General features: G+C 71.1%; 17 protein-coding genes and 1 tRNA gene. 4 read left to right on the forward strand and 14 right to left on the reverse strand.

The window, feature by feature from the left end; all coding sequences use genetic code 11:
• The first annotated feature begins 149 nt into the window (after window positions 1-149).
• Together AQJ64_RS39195 and AQJ64_RS39200 are read left to right on the forward strand one after the other, a co-directional pair.
• A complete protein-coding gene (locus AQJ64_RS39195; protein ID WP_055638292.1) occupies window positions 150-335 on the forward strand; it encodes a helix-turn-helix transcriptional regulator in 186 nt (61 codons plus the stop codon).
• 50 nt (window positions 336-385) lie between these two features.
• Window positions 386-1,744 (forward strand): tyrosine-type recombinase/integrase, encoded by a 1,359-nt coding sequence (locus AQJ64_RS39200; protein WP_055638294.1) that lies wholly within the window; start codon window positions 386-388, stop codon window positions 1,742-1,744.
• Window positions 1,745-1,908: 164 nt separating this feature from the next.
• On the opposite strand, the gene AQJ64_RS39205 is transcribed toward AQJ64_RS39200, so the two are convergent.
• Window positions 1,909-1,990: transfer RNA gene (locus tag AQJ64_RS39205), tRNA-Tyr, on the reverse strand.
• Between the two features lie 225 nt (window positions 1,991-2,215).
• Here AQJ64_RS39205 and AQJ64_RS39210 point away from each other — a divergent pair.
• Window positions 2,216-2,704, forward strand: a complete 489-nt coding sequence (locus AQJ64_RS39210) for a YajQ family cyclic di-GMP-binding protein (protein ID WP_055638291.1) — start codon at window positions 2,216-2,218, stop codon at window positions 2,702-2,704.
• A gap of 112 nt (window positions 2,705-2,816) precedes the next feature.
• Here the strand turns inward: AQJ64_RS39210 and AQJ64_RS39215 are convergent, their stop codons facing one another.
• Window positions 2,817-3,083: a GlsB/YeaQ/YmgE family stress response membrane protein gene (locus AQJ64_RS39215; protein ID WP_055638290.1), complete on the reverse strand. Its 267-nt coding sequence runs from the start codon at window positions 3,081-3,083 to the stop codon at window positions 2,817-2,819.
• Between the two features lie 239 nt (window positions 3,084-3,322).
• On the opposite strand from AQJ64_RS39215, the gene AQJ64_RS39220 reads away from it, so the two are divergent.
• Entirely contained in the window at window positions 3,323-4,573 is a 1,251-nt protein-coding gene (locus AQJ64_RS39220) for an APC family permease (RefSeq protein WP_055638289.1), read from the forward strand.
• A gap of 43 nt (window positions 4,574-4,616) precedes the next feature.
• Here the strand turns inward: AQJ64_RS39220 and AQJ64_RS39225 are convergent, their stop codons facing one another.
• From AQJ64_RS39225 to AQJ64_RS39280, 12 genes are all read right to left on the reverse strand, one after another.
• On the reverse strand, window positions 4,617-5,009 hold the full coding sequence (locus AQJ64_RS39225) for a YccF domain-containing protein (RefSeq protein ID WP_055638288.1): 393 nt from the start codon (window positions 5,007-5,009) through the stop codon (window positions 4,617-4,619).
• Window positions 5,006-5,869, reverse strand: coding sequence for a zinc metalloprotease HtpX (htpX, locus tag AQJ64_RS39230; RefSeq protein ID WP_055638287.1), 864 nt, complete (start codon window positions 5,867-5,869; stop codon window positions 5,006-5,008). Before htpX ends, AQJ64_RS39225 begins: the two co-directional genes overlap by 4 nt.
• A 229-nt stretch (window positions 5,870-6,098) precedes the next feature.
• The gene (locus tag AQJ64_RS39235) at window positions 6,099-7,670 is read right to left on the reverse strand and encodes an NADH-quinone oxidoreductase subunit N (RefSeq protein WP_055638286.1); all 1,572 of its coding nucleotides are present in this window, start codon (window positions 7,668-7,670) and stop codon (window positions 6,099-6,101) included.
• The gene (locus AQJ64_RS39240) at window positions 7,667-9,241 is read right to left on the reverse strand and encodes a complex I subunit 4 family protein (RefSeq protein WP_055638285.1); all 1,575 of its coding nucleotides are present in this window, start codon (window positions 9,239-9,241) and stop codon (window positions 7,667-7,669) included. The genes AQJ64_RS39235 and AQJ64_RS39240 overlap by 4 nt, the downstream gene beginning before the upstream one ends.
• A 6-nt stretch (window positions 9,242-9,247) precedes the next feature.
• Entirely contained in the window at window positions 9,248-11,242 is a 1,995-nt protein-coding gene (locus AQJ64_RS39245; RefSeq protein ID WP_055638284.1) for an NADH-quinone oxidoreductase subunit 5 family protein, read from the reverse strand.
• Window positions 11,239-11,616: an NADH-quinone oxidoreductase subunit NuoK gene (gene nuoK, locus AQJ64_RS39250; RefSeq protein WP_055638283.1), complete on the reverse strand. Its 378-nt coding sequence runs from the start codon at window positions 11,614-11,616 to the stop codon at window positions 11,239-11,241. Before nuoK ends, AQJ64_RS39245 begins: the two co-directional genes overlap by 4 nt.
• Window positions 11,616-12,260, reverse strand: a complete 645-nt coding sequence (locus AQJ64_RS39255; RefSeq protein WP_055638282.1) for an NADH-quinone oxidoreductase subunit J family protein — start codon at window positions 12,258-12,260, stop codon at window positions 11,616-11,618. Before AQJ64_RS39255 ends, nuoK begins: the two co-directional genes overlap by 1 nt.
• Window positions 12,257-12,817, reverse strand: a complete 561-nt coding sequence (locus tag AQJ64_RS39260) for a NuoI/complex I 23 kDa subunit family protein (RefSeq protein ID WP_055636313.1) — start codon at window positions 12,815-12,817, stop codon at window positions 12,257-12,259. The genes AQJ64_RS39255 and AQJ64_RS39260 overlap by 4 nt, the downstream gene beginning before the upstream one ends.
• On the reverse strand, window positions 12,817-13,785 hold the full coding sequence (locus AQJ64_RS39265) for a complex I subunit 1/NuoH family protein (RefSeq protein ID WP_055636314.1): 969 nt from the start codon (window positions 13,783-13,785) through the stop codon (window positions 12,817-12,819). The genes AQJ64_RS39260 and AQJ64_RS39265 overlap by 1 nt, the downstream gene beginning before the upstream one ends.
• Window positions 13,782-15,164 (reverse strand): NADH-quinone oxidoreductase subunit C, encoded by a 1,383-nt coding sequence (locus tag AQJ64_RS39270; RefSeq protein WP_059203417.1) that lies wholly within the window; start codon window positions 15,162-15,164, stop codon window positions 13,782-13,784. The genes AQJ64_RS39265 and AQJ64_RS39270 overlap by 4 nt, the downstream gene beginning before the upstream one ends.
• Complete coding sequence (locus AQJ64_RS39275; RefSeq protein WP_055637670.1) at window positions 15,161-15,784, reverse strand: NADH-quinone oxidoreductase subunit B; 624 nt, start codon at window positions 15,782-15,784, stop codon at window positions 15,161-15,163. Before AQJ64_RS39275 ends, AQJ64_RS39270 begins: the two co-directional genes overlap by 4 nt.
• Window positions 15,775-16,170, reverse strand: coding sequence for an NADH-quinone oxidoreductase subunit A (locus tag AQJ64_RS39280; RefSeq protein ID WP_055637671.1), 396 nt, complete (start codon window positions 16,168-16,170; stop codon window positions 15,775-15,777). The genes AQJ64_RS39275 and AQJ64_RS39280 overlap by 10 nt, the downstream gene beginning before the upstream one ends.
• Between the last annotated feature and the right edge of the window lie 121 nt (window positions 16,171-16,291).

Genomic DNA, 16,291 nt, shown 5'->3' on the forward strand with positions numbered 1-16,291 from the left:
GCCCGACGCTGCCGCCGCGCACTCCGTGCGGCGGCAGCTATCCGCAACAAAAACGGCATCCGCCACAGATTCAAGCCGCTGACCAGCGATGTTGCGGCGTGGCGGATGTTGCGGATTCCCCAGAAGGAAGAGACCGAGGAGAAGCAACGATGGCTCGCCCCCAGATGCTCAAGCTCCCCGAAGCCCTCGAAGAGATCAACATGAGCCGCGCCGCCTTCTACCGCATGCGTGCCCGCGGCCAGGCACCCCGACTCGTCAAGCTCCCGAACGGTCACCTGCGTATACGCCGCAGCGACCTGGACGCCTGGCTGAACAGCCACGCAGCCACCTACTGATCACCCCTGGGGCCCGGCCGATGCCGGGCCCCAGCTACAGAGAGGCCCCCATGGGGAAGACGTACGACGTTCGGATTTGGTCTGTCCGGCAGCGGAAGGATCGAGGGCAGACCTCGGCGGAGCTGCGTTGGAAGACCGGGGAGACCCCGCACTCCCAGACGTTCCGCACGAAGACGCTGGCCGAAGGCCGTAGGGCCGAACTGTTGCGGGTGGCGCACGCCGGAGAGCCGTTCGACGAGGAAACCGGCCTGCCGCTCGCAGAGCTGCGGCAGCGTGATGACGTCAGTTGGTACCAGCACGCCCGCGAGTACATCGAGATGAAGTGGAAGCACTCCCCCGGCTCGACACGTCGGACGCTCGCGGAAGCCATGGCCACCGTGGCGCCTGCCCTGGTGGTGGACACAAAGGGCATGGCCGACGCCAGGACTGTGCGGACCGCTCTCTATAGCTGGGCGTTCAACGTGAGCCGGCGCGACGAGCAGCCGCCGGACGAGGTCGCCAGGGTGCTCGCTTGGTTCGAGCGTAAATCTCTGCCAACGTCGGCGCTCGCCGACCGGATGAAGGTGCGCGCCGCCCTCGACGCGCTGACAAAAAAGCTGGACGGCACCACGGCGTCCGCGTCCACGATCCGCAGGAAGCGCGCCATCTTCCACAACGCCCTGGGCTACGCGGTCGACGCCGGGCGCCTGCCGTTGCCCCGGGTCCAGTGGAAGGCACCCGAGCAGGTGGACGAGGAATTGGACCCGGCCTGTGTGCCAGACCCACGCCAGGCTCTCGCCCTGCTCGATGCCGTGCGGGCGCAGAGCGCCCGGGGGCGGCATCTAGTGGCGTTCTTCGGGTGCATGTACTACGCGGCGGCACGGCCGGCGGAGGTGATCGGGCTCCGGGCGCAGGACTGCGACTTACCGCGGTGCGGTTGGGGTGCTCTGCGGCTCCGCGAGACACGCCCTCGGTCGGGTTCCGCATGGACCGACAGCGGCGAGGCACATGACAAACGAGGGCTCAAGCATCGCCCTCGAAAGGCGGTGCGAACGGTGCCGGTCCCGCCGGACCTGGTCGCCCTGCTCAGATGGCACGTCACGGCCTACGGCGTCGCCCCGGATGGGCGGCTATTTCGTACGCAGCGGGGCGGGCTCATCCAGGACACCGGGTACGGCGAAGTGTGGGCAGAGGCTCGGTCGCGCGCCCTCACGCCCTCTCAGCGCGCCTCGCAGCTCGCCAAGCGCCCATATGATCTACGCCACGCCGCTGTCTCCACATGGCTCAGTTCCGGCGTGGAGCCGCAGGTGGTCGCCGCGCGCGCGGGGCACAGCGTGGCTGTGCTCTTTCGGGTCTACGCAAAGTGCCTCGAGGGAGCTGCGGCCACGGCCAACGCTCGCATTGAAGCGATGCTGAGAAACGGCAGGTAGGGAGCCGGAAAGCTGCCCCACGCCTGCCCCACACAGGTCGGTCAGCACGCGAGTCAGGGTGAGACATAGCGGGAGGAAGCGGCTAAATCAACGTCTCGTGATCCGGGAACGACGAAAGGGTCTGCGATCAGCATTGCTGCTGGTCACAGACCCTTTCGGTCGTGTGGCGGCGCCAGGATTCGAACCTGGGAAGGCGAAGCCGGCAGATTTACAGTCTGCTCCCTTTGGCCGCTCGGGCACACCGCCGGGGTTTGCTGCCGTTCGAACCGCTTTTCGGCGGTGCTCCCTGGCAACGACGTAAACAATACCCGATACCGAGGGGTGCTTCGCCACCCGATTGATCTCCACCCGGACGACCGCGGGTGGCTAGGCTTGTCCGGATGCGGCCCGGGATCACACCGGGCTCGGCGGCCGCCCCCACGTACGCCGATCCGCAGTTCATACGCACCCCGATACAAGGAGCCACAGGACATGGCCGACTCCAGTTTCGACATTGTCTCGAAGGTCGAGCGGCAGGAGGTCGACAACGCCCTCAACCAGGCCGCCAAGGAGATCTCGCAGCGCTACGACTTCAAGGGTGTGGGCGCCTCCATCTCGTGGTCCGGCGAGAAGATCCTCATGGAGGCGAACTCCGAGGACCGGGTGAACGCCGTCCTCGACGTCTTCCAGTCGAAGCTGATCAAGCGCGGGATCTCGCTCAAGGCGCTGGACGCGGGCGAGCCCCAGCTCTCCGGCAAGGAGTACAAGCTGTTCGCGGAGATCAAGGAGGGCATCTCCCAGGACAACGCCAAGAAGGTCGCGAAGCTCATCCGCGACGAGGGCCCCAAGGGCATCAAGGCCCAGGTGCAGGGCGACGAACTGCGCGTCAGCTCCAAGAGCCGCGACGACCTCCAGGCCGTCATCGCCCTGCTGAAGGGTCAGGACTTCGACTTCGCACTCCAGTTCGTGAACTACCGGTAGTCGGCCGCCGGTCGGCCGCTCCCGGTGACGACGAAGGGCGGGCACCCCGCGGTGCCCGCCCTTCTCGCCCACCGGACCGCCGAACCCGTCGGACCCGCCGGCCGGGCCGCGCTCAGTCGCGCGAGTTGCCGAACAGCAGCCGGTAGACGATCAGGAGCACGAGCGATCCGCCGATCGCCGCCACCCAGGTGGCACCGTCGTAGAAGTCCTTGGTGATCGGGTGGTCCAGCCAGCGGGCCGATATCCAGCCGCCGATGAACGCGCCCGCGATGCCGATGAAGGTCGTTCCGATGAACCCGCCCGGGTCACGCCCCGGCAGCAGGACCTTGGCGACGACTCCGGCCAACAGTCCCAGGATGATCCAGCTGATGATGCCCATGTCCTGAACCTGCCCTTCCGCGCTGTGCCCGTGCCGCCCGGGCACTGTGATCTCGCTCGCTCGCTCCGGACGGACCGTGCCGGTCGTGGCACCTCCCGCCCCACGCCCTGCGTCCCCTCCGTCACCCGCGGGTCCGTGTCGCGTTCACTCGGGTTCATGTCGTGCGGGTTCATGTCGTGTTGTCGGGGACGACGTCCCCACGGCATCCGGTGGTTCCGCCGGTCAGTAGGGTGCGGCCCATGACACAGCCCGGATCCCCCGCCGCACTGCGGCGGACCCTGGGCGTCGGCGACGCCGTGGTCATCGGGCTCGGCTCGATGATCGGCGCCGGCGTCTTCGCCGCCCTCGCCCCCGCCGCGCACGCCGCGGGCTCCGGACTGCTGCTCGGGCTCGCCCTCGCCGCCCTGGTCGCCTACTGCAACGCCATGTCGTCGGCCCGCCTCGCCGCCCTGTACCCGGCCTCGGGCGGCACCTATGTGTACGGGCGCGAACGCCTCGGGGAGTTCTGGGGATACCTGGCCGGCTGGTCGTTCGTGGTCGGGAAGACGGCCTCCTGCGCGGCGATGGCGCTGACGGTCGGGGCGTACGTCTGGCCGGGGCAGGCGCACGCGGTGGCGGTCGCGGCCGTGGTGGCCCTGACCGCCGTCAACTACGGCGGCATCCAGAAGTCCGCCTGGCTGACGCGGGCCATCGTGTCGGTGGTCCTCGCGGTCCTCGCGTCCGTGGTCGTGGTGTGCCTGGGCTCCGGCGCGTCGGACGCCGGGCGTCTGGACGTCGGGGCCTCAGGCGGCCCGGGCGGTGTGCTGCAAGCCGCGGGCCTGCTGTTCTTCGCGTTCGCCGGGTACGCGCGCATCGCGACCCTCGGCGAGGAGGTACGGGATCCGGCGCGCACCATCCCCCGCGCGATCCCCCTCGCACTGGGCGTCACCCTGGTCGTCTACGCGTGCGTCGCGATCGCCGTCCTCTCCGTGCTCGGCACCGGGGAGCTCGGGCAGGCGCAGGCCCCCCTGGCCGACGCGGTGCGGGCGGCGGGCGCGCCGGGGATGGTGCCGGTGGTGCGGGTCGGGGCGGCCGTGGCCGCGCTGGGTTCCCTGCTCGCGCTCATCCTGGGCGTCTCACGCACCACCCTGGCGATGGCCCGCGACCGCCATCTGCCCGGCGCGCTGGCGGCCGTCCACCCGCGCTTCCAGGTGCCCCACCGGGCCGAACTGGCCGTCGGCGCGGTGGTGGCGGTGCTCGCCGCCACGGTGGACGTACGGGGCGCGATCGGTTTCTCCTCCTTCGGTGTGCTCGCCTACTACGCGGTGGCCAACGCCTCGGCCTGGACCCTGGACGGCTCCCCGACGGCGCGGGCGCTTCCCGCTCTGGGCCTCCTCGGCTGCGTGACCCTGGCGTTCGCCCTGCCGGTGACGTCCGTGGCGACGGGGGCGGCCGTGCTGGCGGCGGGCGTGCTCGCGTACGGGGCGCGCGGCCGGCTCGGCGCGCGGTGAGCGGCCTCCGGCGTCCCCCACGCCCCGGCCGACCCGCCGTGCGTCAGCGCCCGGCGAACGGCTGGTCCGTGGGCACGATCTCGCGGCCCAACGGGAACAGCGAGACCGGGATCAGCTTGAAGTTCGCGATGCCGAACGGGATGCCGATGATGGTCACGCACAGGGCGAGCCCGGTGACGATGTGCCCGAGGGCCAGCCACCAGCCGGCGAGGACCAGCCAGAGCACGTTGCCGACACAGGAGGGCGCGCCCGCGTCCTGCCGTTCGACCGTGGTGTAGCCGAAGGGCCAGAGCGCGTAGACGCCGATACGGAAGGCGGCGACACCGAAAGGTATGCCGATAATCGTGATGCAGAGCAGCAGGCCCGCGAGGAGGTAGGCGAGGAACAGCCAGAACCCGCTCAGGACGAGCCAGATGACGTTCAGGATGGTCTTCACTGGTGGCGACCTGCCATTTTCTCGAGCCGGGCGATGCGTTCCGCCATCGGCGGGTGGGTCGAGAACATCTTGGAGAGGCCCTGGCCCGGTCGGAACGGGTTCGCGATCATCATGTGGCTCGCGGTCTCGATCCGGGGCTCGGGGGGCAGTGGAAGCTGTTTGGTGCCCATCTCCAGTTTGCGCAGGGCGCCGGCGAGGGCAAGCGGGTCGCCGGTGAGCTGGGCCCCGGAGGCGTCGGCCTCGTACTCCCGGGAGCGGCTGATGGCGAGTTGGATGAGGCTGGCGGCGAGCGGGCCGAGGATCATGATCAGAAGCATGCCGAGGAGACCGGGGCCGTCGTCGTCGTCGGAGCGGCCGATCGGGATCAGCCAGGCGAAGTTGACCAGGAACATGATCACGGAGGCGAGGGCGCCGGCGACCGAGGAGATGAGGATGTCGCGGTTGTAGACGTGGCTGAGCTCGTGGCCGATGACTCCGCGCAGTTCCCGCTCGTCGAGGATGCGCAGGATGCCCTCGGTGCAGCACACGGCGGCGTTGCGCGGGTTGCGGCCGGTGGCGAAGGCGTTGGGTGCCTCGGTCGGGGAGATGTACAGCCGGGGCATGGGCTGGCGGGCCTGGGTGGAGAGGTCCCGGACCATCCGGTACAGGGCGGGTGCCTCGAACTCGCTGACCGGACGGGCGCGCATCGCGCGTAGCGCCAGCTTGTCGCTGTTCCAGTACGCGTACGCGTTCGTCCCGAGGGCGATCACGACCGCGACGACGAGCCCCGTGCGCCCGAAGAAGCTGCCGATGACGATGATGAGCGCGGACAGCCCCCCGAGGAGTACTGCCGTCCTGAGCCCGTTGTGCCGGCGGTGCACGGTACGCCCTCCAAATCGTGCAGCAGGGGAACCCTTTGCTTGCTGGTGTTCCGTCTCTCCGGTGCCCACTGGAGTCGTGGTGTCACGTCCAGTGGACCCTCCCGTACTGGTCAACGCCAGGTGGAAGTCACGAGTTCCCTTGTGCGTGCGGGCACGGGTGTGGGCCGTCGGGGTGACGGCGGGGCGTACGTGGGCGTGCGGGGCGCGTGGAGCGCTCGGAGCGGAGCGCTCAGAAGAGGGCGGTGTCGGTGAAGCGCAGGATCAGCTGGGGTGCTCCGGACAGGACGATGCCGAGGGCGGCGGTGAGGGTGATCGCGGCGGTGAGGGGGGCGGGCACGCGGTGCTTGACGGGTGCGCCCTCGGCTCCGCCCTCGGTTCCGACTTCGGTCTCGCCTTCGGGGGCGCGGAACAGCAGGGCCGTCCACCGGAGGTAGTAGTACAGGGCGATCACGACGTTGACGGCCATGACGACCGCGAGCCAGCCCAGGCCCGCGTCGACGGCCGCCGAGAAGACGGTGACCTTCGCGAAGAGCCCGATGACACCCGGCGGCAGTCCCGCCAGGCACAGCAGGAAGAAGGCCAGGAGCAGCGCGGAGAGCGGGTGGCGGGCGTGCAGGCCCCGGTAGTCCGTGAGGCGGTTCTGCGGGCTCGTACGGCCCACCAGGGCGGCCACCGCGAAGGCGCCGAGGTTCACGGCGGCGTACATGAGGGCGTACGCGACGGTGGAGCCGACGGCGTGTTCGGCGTCGTCGGTGTACGCGGCGGCGGCGATCGGTACGAGGAGGTAGCCGGCCTGGCCGACGGAGGACCAGGCGAGCAGGCGTACGGCGCTGTACGCGCGCGTGGCCTGCTGGCGGAGGGCGCCGACGTTGCCGACGGTCATGGTGAGGGCGGCCAGCGCGGCCAGGGCGGGGCCCCAGACGTCGGCGTAGGAGGGCAGGCCGACGACGGTGACGAGGATGAGGCCGGTGAAGCCGACGGCCTTGCCGACGACCGACAGATAGGCGGCGATCGGCAAAGGAGCGCCGATGTAGGTGTCGGGGACCCAGAAGTGGAAGGGGACGGCGGCCGTCTTGAAGGCGAAGCCGACCAGGGTGAGGACGACGCCGGTCTGGGCGAGGGTGTGGAACTGGCCGTCGACGTGCTGGATGCGGTCGGCGATCCGGGTGAGGTAGAGGGTGCCGGTCGTGGCGTAGAGGAAGCTGATGCCCATCAGGCTGACGGCGGTCGCGGTGACGGACGACAGGAAGAACTTCAGGGCCGCCTCCGCGGACCTGCCCTCGCCGTGCCGGATGCCGACGAGGGCGAACGCGGGCAGGGAGGCGACCTCCAGGGCGACGACCAGGGTGGCGAGGTCGCGGGAGGCGGGCAGCAGCGCGGCGCCGGCGGCGGAGGACAGCAGCAGGAACCAGTACTCCCCTTCGGGGAGCCGGCCGCGCGCGTCCTTCAGGACGGTGACCGACAGGAGGGCGGCCAGCAGGGCTCCGCCGAGGACCAGGAACTGGATGACGAGGGTGAAGCGGTCGGCGGTGTAGCTGCACGCGCTCGGGTCGCCGGTCAGGCAGAACGTGGAGCGGTCGCCGTCCAGGAGGGGCAGCAGGAGGGCCGTGGAGGCGGCGAGTCCGGCGACGGAGAGCCAGCCGAGGAGCGGCTTGCGCGTGTCGGTCACGAACAGGTCGGCGACCAGGACGACGAGGGCGACGACCGCCGCGAGCGTGGGCGGGGCGATCGCGAGCCAGTCGACGGACTGGACCAGCGACTCGGCCACGGGCTGGGCAAGGTGCTGGGCCGGGGAGCTCATCGGGTGCCTCCTGCGAGGAGCTGCTGCACGGCCGGGTCGGTCAGGCCGAGGAGGGCCTTGGGCCACAGGCCGGCTACGACGGTGAGGACGACGAGCGGGGTCCAGGCCGCGAACTCGTACGACTGGACGTCGGCGAGCTTCGGCGCGTCCTGCGGGAGGGCGCCCATGCAGACGCGGCGGACCACGACGAGCAGGTAGGCGGCCGTGAGCAGGGTGCCGGACGCGGCGATCGCCGTGAAGGTGAGGAAGGCGGGGCGGCTGAGGTCGGCCGCCGGGTCGAACGCGCCGAACATGGCGAGCATCTCGCCCCAGAATCCGGCGAGGCCGGGCAGGCCCAGGGAGGCGACGGCGGCGAAGGCGAGCAGTCCGCCGAGGCGGGGGGCCTTGCCGTACAGCGCGGCGCCGGTCTGTTCGGCGAGGGCGTCCAGGTCGGTGGTGCCGGTGCGGTCCTTCAGCGCGCCGACCAGGAAGAAGAGCAGGCCGGTGATGAGGCCGTGGGCGATGTTGGCGAACAGGGCGCCGTTCACACCGGTCGGGGTGGTCGAGGCGATGCCGAGCAGGACGAAGCCCATGTGGCCGACGGAGGAGTAGGCGATGAGGCGCTTGAGGTCGCCCTTCGCGCCCTGTTGGGCGAGGGCGAGGCAGGCCAGGGATCCGTAGATGATCCCGACGACGGCGAAGGCGGCGAGGTAGGGCGCGAAGGTGTGGAAGCCGTCGGGCGCGATCGGCAGGAGGATCCGGACGAACCCGTACGTACCCATCTTCAGCAGAACCCCGGCGAGCAGGACCGAGCCGACGGTCGGGGCGGCGGTGTGGGCGTCGGGCAGCCAGCTGTGCAGGGGCCACATCGGGGTCTTGACCGCGAGCCCGATCCCGATCGTCAGAACGGCGATGACCTGCACGGATGTGCTCAGCGACCGGCCGTTGTCAGTGGCGAGTGCGACCATGTCGAAGGTGCCCGCCTTGATGCCGATCAGGAGCAGGCCGAGCAGCATGACCACGGATCCGAGCAGCGTGAACAGGATGAACTTCATCGCCGCCCGGGCCCGGTTCTCGCCGCCCCAGCGGGCGATGAGGAAGTACATCGGGATGAGGACCGTCTCGAAGGCGAGGAAGAACAGCAGCAGGTCGAGGACGGCGAAGGTGGCGAGGGTGCCGGACTCGAGGACGAGCAGCAGTGCGACGAAGGCCTTCGGGGTCGGTCCCGCGGGCATTTTGAAGTACGAGTAGAGCGCGCAGAGGAAGGTCAGCAGCGCGGTCAGGACGACGAGGGGGAGGGAGATGCCGTCGATGCCGAGATGGATGCGCACGTCGAGTGCCGGGATCCAGCTGATGTCCGTGCCGGCCTGCATCTTCGACGGGTGGTCGTGGTCGAAGCCCAGCGCGAGGACGATCGCGGCGGCGAGGATCACGCCGGTGACCGTGACGCCGTGCCGGAGCACGGCCTGTTCGGGTGACTTCCCCTTCAGTCCGGGCGGTGCGGGCAGCAGGGCGGCGGCGGCGCCGAGGAGCGGGCCGACGACGACGAACGCCAGAAGGAACTGCATCACGGACTCGTTGATATCGATCACGCGTGCTCACGCTCCCGAGGCGACGAGGAGGACGGCGACCGCCAGGACGACGGTGCCGGCGAGCAGCGCGCTCACATAGGTCTGGACGTTGCCGGTCTGGGCGCGCCGTACGGCCGCGCCGAGCCAGCGGGGCAGGGCGCCCGCGCCGCGTACGTAGGTGTCGACGACCTCGCGGTCGAGGAACCGGACGAGGCTGGCGCCGCCCTGGACGGGGCGGACGAACAGCGCCGAGTACACGGCGTCGAGGTGGAAGCCGACGGCCGCGTGGCGGTACAGCGGGCCGAGCAGGAGCCGCCCGGGGTCGGCCGGGTCGGGCGCCGAGGCCACGTCGCCGTAGGCGGGCGCGTGGGTCGCGATGGCCTCGGCCTCGACCTGGCCCGCGTCGCCCTCGGGGTGTGCGGCGACCGCGCCCAGGGGAGCGACGGCCGCGAGGGGCCTGAGGTGGCGCCAGGCGGCGTACGCGATGAGCGCGCCGGCCAGGGCCACGCCCGTGCCGAGCACGGAGGTGGTGACGGTCGGGGCGAGGTCGTTGCCGTCGAACCAGCCGGGGAGCGTGCGGTAGGCGAGCGCGCCGAGGCCGAGGGACGGGACGGCGAGGACCCACAGCACGACGGTCATGGTGAGGGGCTGGCGGCCGTGGTCGGGGGCTTCGGCGCCCCGGCCGTGGAAGGCGAGCAGCCACAGCCGGGTGGCGTAGGCGGCGGTGAGGAGGGCGGTGATCAGTCCGGCGAGGAGGACGAGCCAGCCGGCGGCGCCGGGGGCGTGCTCGGTGTGGCCGGTGGTGACGTGTTCGGCGGCGCCGAGGACGGACTCCTTGGAGAAGAAGCCGCTGAACGGCGGGATCGCGGCGAGCGCGAGGAGGGCCACGGTCATCGTCCAGTAGGCGTCCGGGATGCGCTCGCGCAGCCGGCTCGTCCGGGACATGGCGGCGAGCGAGTTGGTGCCGGCGGCGTGGATGATCACGCCGGCCGCGAGGAACAGCAGGGCCTTGAAGGCGCCGTGCGAGAGGAGGTGGAAGACGGCGGCCGAGCGGTCGCCGACGGCGAGGGCGCCGGTCATGTAGCCGAGCTGGCCGATCGTGGAGTAGGCGAGGACGCGTTTGATGTCGTCCTGCGCGAGCGCCGCGAGGCCGGAGCCGACCATGGTGACGGCGGCCATCACGGCGAGGACGACCATCGCGGCCTGGGAGGCCTCGAAGACCGGGAGGAGCCGGGCGATGAAGTAGACACCGGCGGCGACCATCGTCGCGGCGTGGATCAGCGCGGAGACGGGGGTGGGGCCGGCCATCGCGTCGGGGAGCCAGGTGTGCAGCGGGAACTGCGCGGACTTGCCGGCCACGCCCGCGAGGAGCAGCAGGGCGATGACGGTCGGGTGGCCGAGGCCGCCGTGGGCGACGGCGTCGAGGACCTTCGTGATCTCGAAGGAGCCGGCGTCGGTGGCGAGGGCGAACAGGCCGATCAGGAACGGGACGTCGCCGAGCTTGGTGACCAGGAAGGCCTTGAGGGAGGCGGCGCGGGCCTCCGGGGTCTCCCAGTAGTGGCCGACGAGGAAGTAGGAGCAGATGCCCATGACTTCCCAGCCGACCAGCAGCACGATCAGGTCGCCGGTGTAGACGACCAGGAACATCGCGGAGGTGAACAGGGAGACGAGCGCGGCGTACGAGGGGTAGCGCGGGTCCTCGCGGAGGTAGCCGGTCGAGTAGATCTGCACACAGGTGGCGACGGTGCCGACCAGGACGGCCACCAGGGCGGCGAAGCCGTCGATGTACAGGGAGAGCTCGATCGGGACCGAGCCGGTGGGGGTGAGTTCGGTGGCCGCGGTGAGGGCGGCGTCGCCGCCCTGGCGTACGGCGACGACGACGGCCAGGGCGAGGGCGGTGAGCGTCGGCAGGACGGCGAGGGGGCGGACGAACCCGGGGGCGTTGCGTCCGAGGAGCAGTCCGGCGACCGCGCCCAGGAAGGGCAGGAGAGGGACGAGGACGGCGAGGGTGGTCGTGGTCACGCGGTGGCCTCAGCCTTCTCGGTGCCCGGCCCGGTCTCGGAGGTGTCGGTCTCGTGGCCCTCGGCGGTGTCGCGGAGCCGGTCGATGTCCGAGGTGCCGCGAGCCCGGTACACGGCGAGGACGATCGCCAGGCCGATGCCGATCTCGGCGGCGGCGATGGCGATGGTGAACAGGGTCAGGGCCTGCCCGGAGTGCAGGGTCTCCTCGGCGGCCCGGCTGAGCCAGACGTCGAAGGCGACGAGGTTGAGGTTGACGGCGTTGAGCATCAGCTCGACGGACATCAGGACCAGGATCGCGTTCCGGCGGGCGAGGACGCCGTACAGGCCGGTGCAGAAGAGGAGCGCGGCGAGGACGGCCGGATAGGCGAGGTGCATCAGCGGGCACCTTCCCGATCGGAACTCTCTGTGACGCCCAGGGAACTCTTGGTGACGCTCCGGGCGTTCACAGGGGGAGAGCTCGACTCAGCCTTCGCCTTGCGGGACAGGACGATCGCGCCGACCAGGGCCGCGAGGAGGAGGACGGAGAGCGCCTCGAAAGGGAGGACCCAGTTCTGGAAGAGGCTCGCTCCGGTGACCTCGGTGGAGCCGGCGGCGGGGCCGTCCAGGTCGATCCAGGTGGTGCGGAAGGCGTCGACGACCACCCAGACGAGCGCGGCGGCCGCGGCGACGGCGACCGTCAGGGCGGCCCAGCGGTTGCCGGAGTCGGCGTCCGGGGAGCGGCCGATGGGGGCCTTGGTGAGCATCAGACCGAAGAGAAGGAGGACGACGACGGAACCGACGTAGATGAGGACCTGCACCCAGGCGATGAACTCGGCGGTGAGCAGGAGGTACTCGACGGCGAGGCCGCCGAGGGCGACCACCAGCCACAGGGCGGCGTGGACCAGCTGCCGGGTGGTGACGGTGACCAGGGCGGCGCCGAGGGTGGCCAGGCCGACGAGGACGAACGCGATCTCGACGCCGGACGGGGAGAGGAAGCCGTGCTGCGCGGCGGCCAGGGCCGCTGTGGCGGCGGGGTTCACGACTCTCCTCCCTGCGGTTCGGCGGGCTCGGCCTGGGCGGCGGCCAGCTTCTCCGCCGTCTTGCGGGCGGCGGCGATCTCCTTCGGCTCCTCGGCGGCGGGGTCGAGGGCGGGCGGGGCCGGGACCGTCCACATCCACTCGCGGAGCTTGTCCCGCTCGTGGGTGAGCTCACGGATGTCGGTCTCGGCGTACTCGAACTCCGGGGACCAGAACAGGGCGTCGAAAGGACAGACCTCGATGCAGATACCGCAGTACATGCACAGGGAGAAGTCGATGGCGAAGCGGTCGAGGACGTTGCGGCTGCGCTCACGGCCGCCCGGGGCGGCGGGCGGGACCGTCTCCTTGTGGGAGTCGATGTAGATGCACCAGTCGGGGCACTCACGGGCGCAGAGCATGCAGACCGTGCAGTTCTCCTCGAACAGACCGATCACACCCCGGGTGCGGGGCGGCAGCTCCGGCTGGGCGTCCGGGTACTGCTCGGTGACGGACTTCCTCGTCATCGTGCGCAGGGTGACGGCCAGGCCCTTGGCGAGGCCGGAGCCAGGAATGGGGGCCACTAGGAGATCACCACCTTGACGACGCCGGTGAGGGCGATCTGGGCGAGGGAAAGGGGGACGAGGAGGGTCCAGGACAGCTTCTGGAGCTGGTCCTCGCGCAGCCGGGGATAGGTGACACGCAGCCAGATGACGACGAAGGCGAGGACGGCCGTCTTCAGCAGGGTCCACACCCAGCCGAGGCCGTCGGCGCCCCAGGGGCCGTGCCAGCCGCCCAGGAAGAGGACGGTGGTCAGGCCGCACAGGACGACGATCCCGGCGTACTCGGCGAGGAGGAACAGGGCGAACCGCAGACCGGTGTACTCGGTGTACGCGCCGAAGATGATCTCCGAGTCGGCGACGGGCATGTCGAAGGGCGGACGCTGGAGTTCGGCGAGGCCGGCGACGAAGAACACGAGCGCGCCGACGATCTGCCAGGGCAGCCACCACCACTCGAAGGCGTCGACGATGCCGGGCAGGGAGACCGTGCCGGCCGCCATCGCCACCGAGGCGGCGGTGAGCAGCATCGGGAGTTCGTAGGCGAGGAGCTGGGCGGCGGTGCGCAGGCCGCCGAGGAGGGAGAACTTGTTGGCGCTGGCCCAGCCGGCCATGAGGGAGCCGAGCACGCCGACACCCATCACCGCGAGCACGAAGAACACGCCCGCGTCCAGGACCTGGCCGACGGCGCCCTCGCCGGGGCCGATCGGGAGGGCGAGCAGGACGAGGAGGTAGGGCAGGAGGGCGACGGCGGGGGCGAGCTGGAAGATACGGCGGTCCGCGCCCGCGGGGACCACGTCCTCCTTCTGCGCGAACTTCACCCCGTCCGCGATGAGCTGGGCCCAGCCGTGGAAGCCGCCCGCGTACATCGGACCGAGGCGGCCCTGCATATGGGCCATGACCTTGTGCTCGGTCTGACCGACGATCAGGGGAAAGGTGAGGAAGACGACGAAGACGAGCAGGAGTCGCAGGGCGACGTCGAGAGCGTCGTTCACCGCGGGCCTCCTGACGGGGGTTCGGGGGCGGGGGGTTCGGGGTCGGCCTCGGGGTCCGGGACCGGGCCGGGGTCCTCGGGGGATGGCTGCGCGCCGGGGGCAGATGCCTGCTCCGGCTCCGGCTCCGGCTCCGGCTCCGGATCCTGCTCCTGCTCCTGCTCCTGCTCCTGCGGCGACGTCGGCGTCGGCGTCGGCTCGTCGAAGGCCGGGCGGGCGTGGTGCCAGGGGGCGTCGGAGCTGCGAGGGGCGCGGGCGGTGCCTGCGGCGGTTACGGCGGTTACGGCGGTTGCAGCGGTTGCAGCGGTTGCAGCGGTTGCAGCGGTTGCAGCGGTTGCAGCGGTTGCAGCTTCCGGAGCCTGCCCTTCCGGGGCCGCTCCTGCCGTCGTGGGCGTTCCTGCCGTCGTGGGCGTTCCTGCCGTGGCGGCCTCGCCTGCCGGGGTGTCCGTTCCGGCCGGGGTGGGCTTTGCTGCCGGGGCGTCGGTTCGCGCCGTGGTGGACGTGCCGGGGGGCTCCTCGGCGTCCTTTGCGGCTTCGGCCGTCTTCGTGACCTCGGTGCGCTGGGACGCCGAGCCTCCGCTTGCGGTCCTCGTGCGGCGGGCCGTGGACGGGGGCGGGGTCGTCTCCGGAGGGGCGCCGGTTTCCGGGGCGGCCGGCGCTTCCGGGGCTGTCTGGCTGGCGGAGCCCTCGGCAGCTGTGCGGGTGCGGCGGGGCGGGCGTTCGCCGGAGGCCGGGCGGGCCGGGCGGTCGCCTGCGGTGCGGCCGGCGGCTGCCCGGGCCGGGCGGGCCGGGGCGGGCGGGAGCTGGCCCTTGAGGGGGCCCCAGTCGTTCGGGTCGGGGACGCCGGGGGGCAGCATCTGGCGGCGCTTGGGGCCGCCGTGCGCCGCACCCGCCGCGGGCTCCCCCGGTTCCTTGGCGCCGGGCCAGGCCTTGGCGACGCGGGCCGCGAGGACGAAGTCCTTGCGGAGGGGGTGGCCTTCGAAGGTCTCGGGGAGGAGGAGGTGGTGCAGGAAGGGGTGGCCCTCGAAGGCGACGCCGAACATCTCGTGGGTCTCGCGCTCATGCCAGCCGGCGCCCGCGTAGACGTCGACGGCGGAGGCGAGGACCGGGGCCTCGTGCGGGACGGTCGTGCGCAGGAGCAGACGGCGGACCGGGGCGAGGGCGACGACATGGGCGGAGACGCGGAAGCCGGTGCCCGGTTCGTCGACGGCGCTCAGCCAGTCGAAGTAGGTGCAGGAGAGTTCGTCGCGGGCGGTGCGCAGGGCGGCGGTCCAGGAGGCGGGCGGGACGTCGACGGTCAGGACGTCGTAGGACTCCTCGGCCGTGGCGTCCGTACCGAAGAGGTCCTCGACGGGGGTCGGCAGCCAACCGATCGTGGTCATCCCGCGTTCCCCTCTGTGGCCGGCGGCTTCACCAGGCCGCTCTGGAGGGCGGCGGCCGACGGACGGGAGGTGCCGTAGCGCTCGTGCAGGGACTCCCGGGCGATCTTCTCCTGGAGCTTGAGGATGCCCTGGAGGAGAGCCTCGGGGCGGGGCGGGCAGCCGGGGACGTAGACGTCGACGGGGATGATCTGGTCGACGCCCTTCGTCACGGAGTACGAGTCCCAGTAGGGGCCGCCGCAGTTGCTGCACGCGCCGAAGGAGATGACGTACTTCGGCTCGGGCATCTGCTCGTAGAGGCGCTTCACCGCGGGGGCCATCTTGTCGGTGACCGTGCCGGAGACGACCATCAGGTCGGCCTGGCGGGGGCCCGGGGCGAAGGGGATGACACCGAGGCGGATGAAGTCGTGGCGGGCCATCGACGCGGCGATGAACTCGATGGCGCAGCAGGCGAGGCCGAAGTTGAAGACCCAGAGCGAGTAGCGGCGGCCCCAGTTGAGGACGACCTTCATCGGCTCGGGGGCGAGGCGCGCGAGGGTGCCCAGGCGCTTCGGCTCCGGAAGGAGGACGGGTGCGGAGGCCGTGGCTTCGGCGGAAGCGGTCGCCTCTGGGGTCACGTCCATGTCAGGACGCCCTTCTTGTATGCGTACAGCAGGCCTACGGCGAGGAAGCCGAGGAAGATGAACATCTCCACGAGGGTCGTGGCGCCGTAGCCGGGGGCGGCGAAGACCGTCGCCCAGGGGAACAGGAAGATCGAGTCGACGGCGAAGATGACGTAGAGGAAGGCGTACACGTAGTAGCGGACCTGGGTGTGGGCCCAGCCCTCGCCGACGGGGTCGACGCCGCACTCGTACGTCAGGAGCTTCTCGGGGGTCGGGACCACCGGGCGCAGCAGGCGTCCGGCGCCGAAGGCGACGGCCACGAACAGCACGCCGACGACGGCGAGCAGTCCGACGACCGAATAGGACCGGAAGTAGTCCGCCGCGATCTCGACGGTCGGTTCCCGCACGTCCGTCCCTCGCTCCCTGACCTCAGCCTCTTCGGCTACTTCGGCCACTCGGGCCACTTCGACGATCTGTACGCACGGAGTCTAGGCCCTGATAAAGGGACGGTAAGCAGCCCGTCACGCC

Source organism: Streptomyces griseoruber (genome assembly GCF_001514205.1).
Lineage (GTDB): Bacteria > Actinomycetota > Actinomycetes > Streptomycetales > Streptomycetaceae > Streptomyces > Streptomyces griseoruber.

Bases quoted from the DNA above. Each gene is read 5' to 3' on its own strand.
- AQJ64_RS39270 (WP_059203417.1), bottom strand. From the start codon at position 15,164: ATGACCACGATCGGTTGGCTGCCGACCCCCGTCGAGGACCTCTTCGGT.
- AQJ64_RS39235 (WP_055638286.1), bottom strand. From the start codon at position 7,670: ATGAGCTCCCCGGCCCAGCACCTTGCCCAGCCCGTGGCCGAGTCGCTG.
- AQJ64_RS39220 (WP_055638289.1), top strand. From the start codon at position 3,323: ATGACACAGCCCGGATCCCCCGCCGCACTGCGGCGGACCCTGGGCGTC.
- AQJ64_RS39275 (WP_055637670.1), bottom strand. From the start codon at position 15,784: ATGGACGTGACCCCAGAGGCGACCGCTTCCGCCGAAGCCACGGCCTCC.
- AQJ64_RS39195 (WP_055638292.1), top strand. From the start codon at position 150: ATGGCTCGCCCCCAGATGCTCAAGCTCCCCGAAGCCCTCGAAGAGATC.
- AQJ64_RS39200 (WP_055638294.1), top strand. From the start codon at position 386: ATGGGGAAGACGTACGACGTTCGGATTTGGTCTGTCCGGCAGCGGAAG.
- nuoK (WP_055638283.1), bottom strand. From the start codon at position 11,616: ATGCACCTCGCCTATCCGGCCGTCCTCGCCGCGCTCCTCTTCTGCACC.
- AQJ64_RS39210 (WP_055638291.1), top strand. From the start codon at position 2,216: ATGGCCGACTCCAGTTTCGACATTGTCTCGAAGGTCGAGCGGCAGGAG.
- AQJ64_RS39215 (WP_055638290.1), bottom strand. From the start codon at position 3,083: ATGGGCATCATCAGCTGGATCATCCTGGGACTGTTGGCCGGAGTCGTC.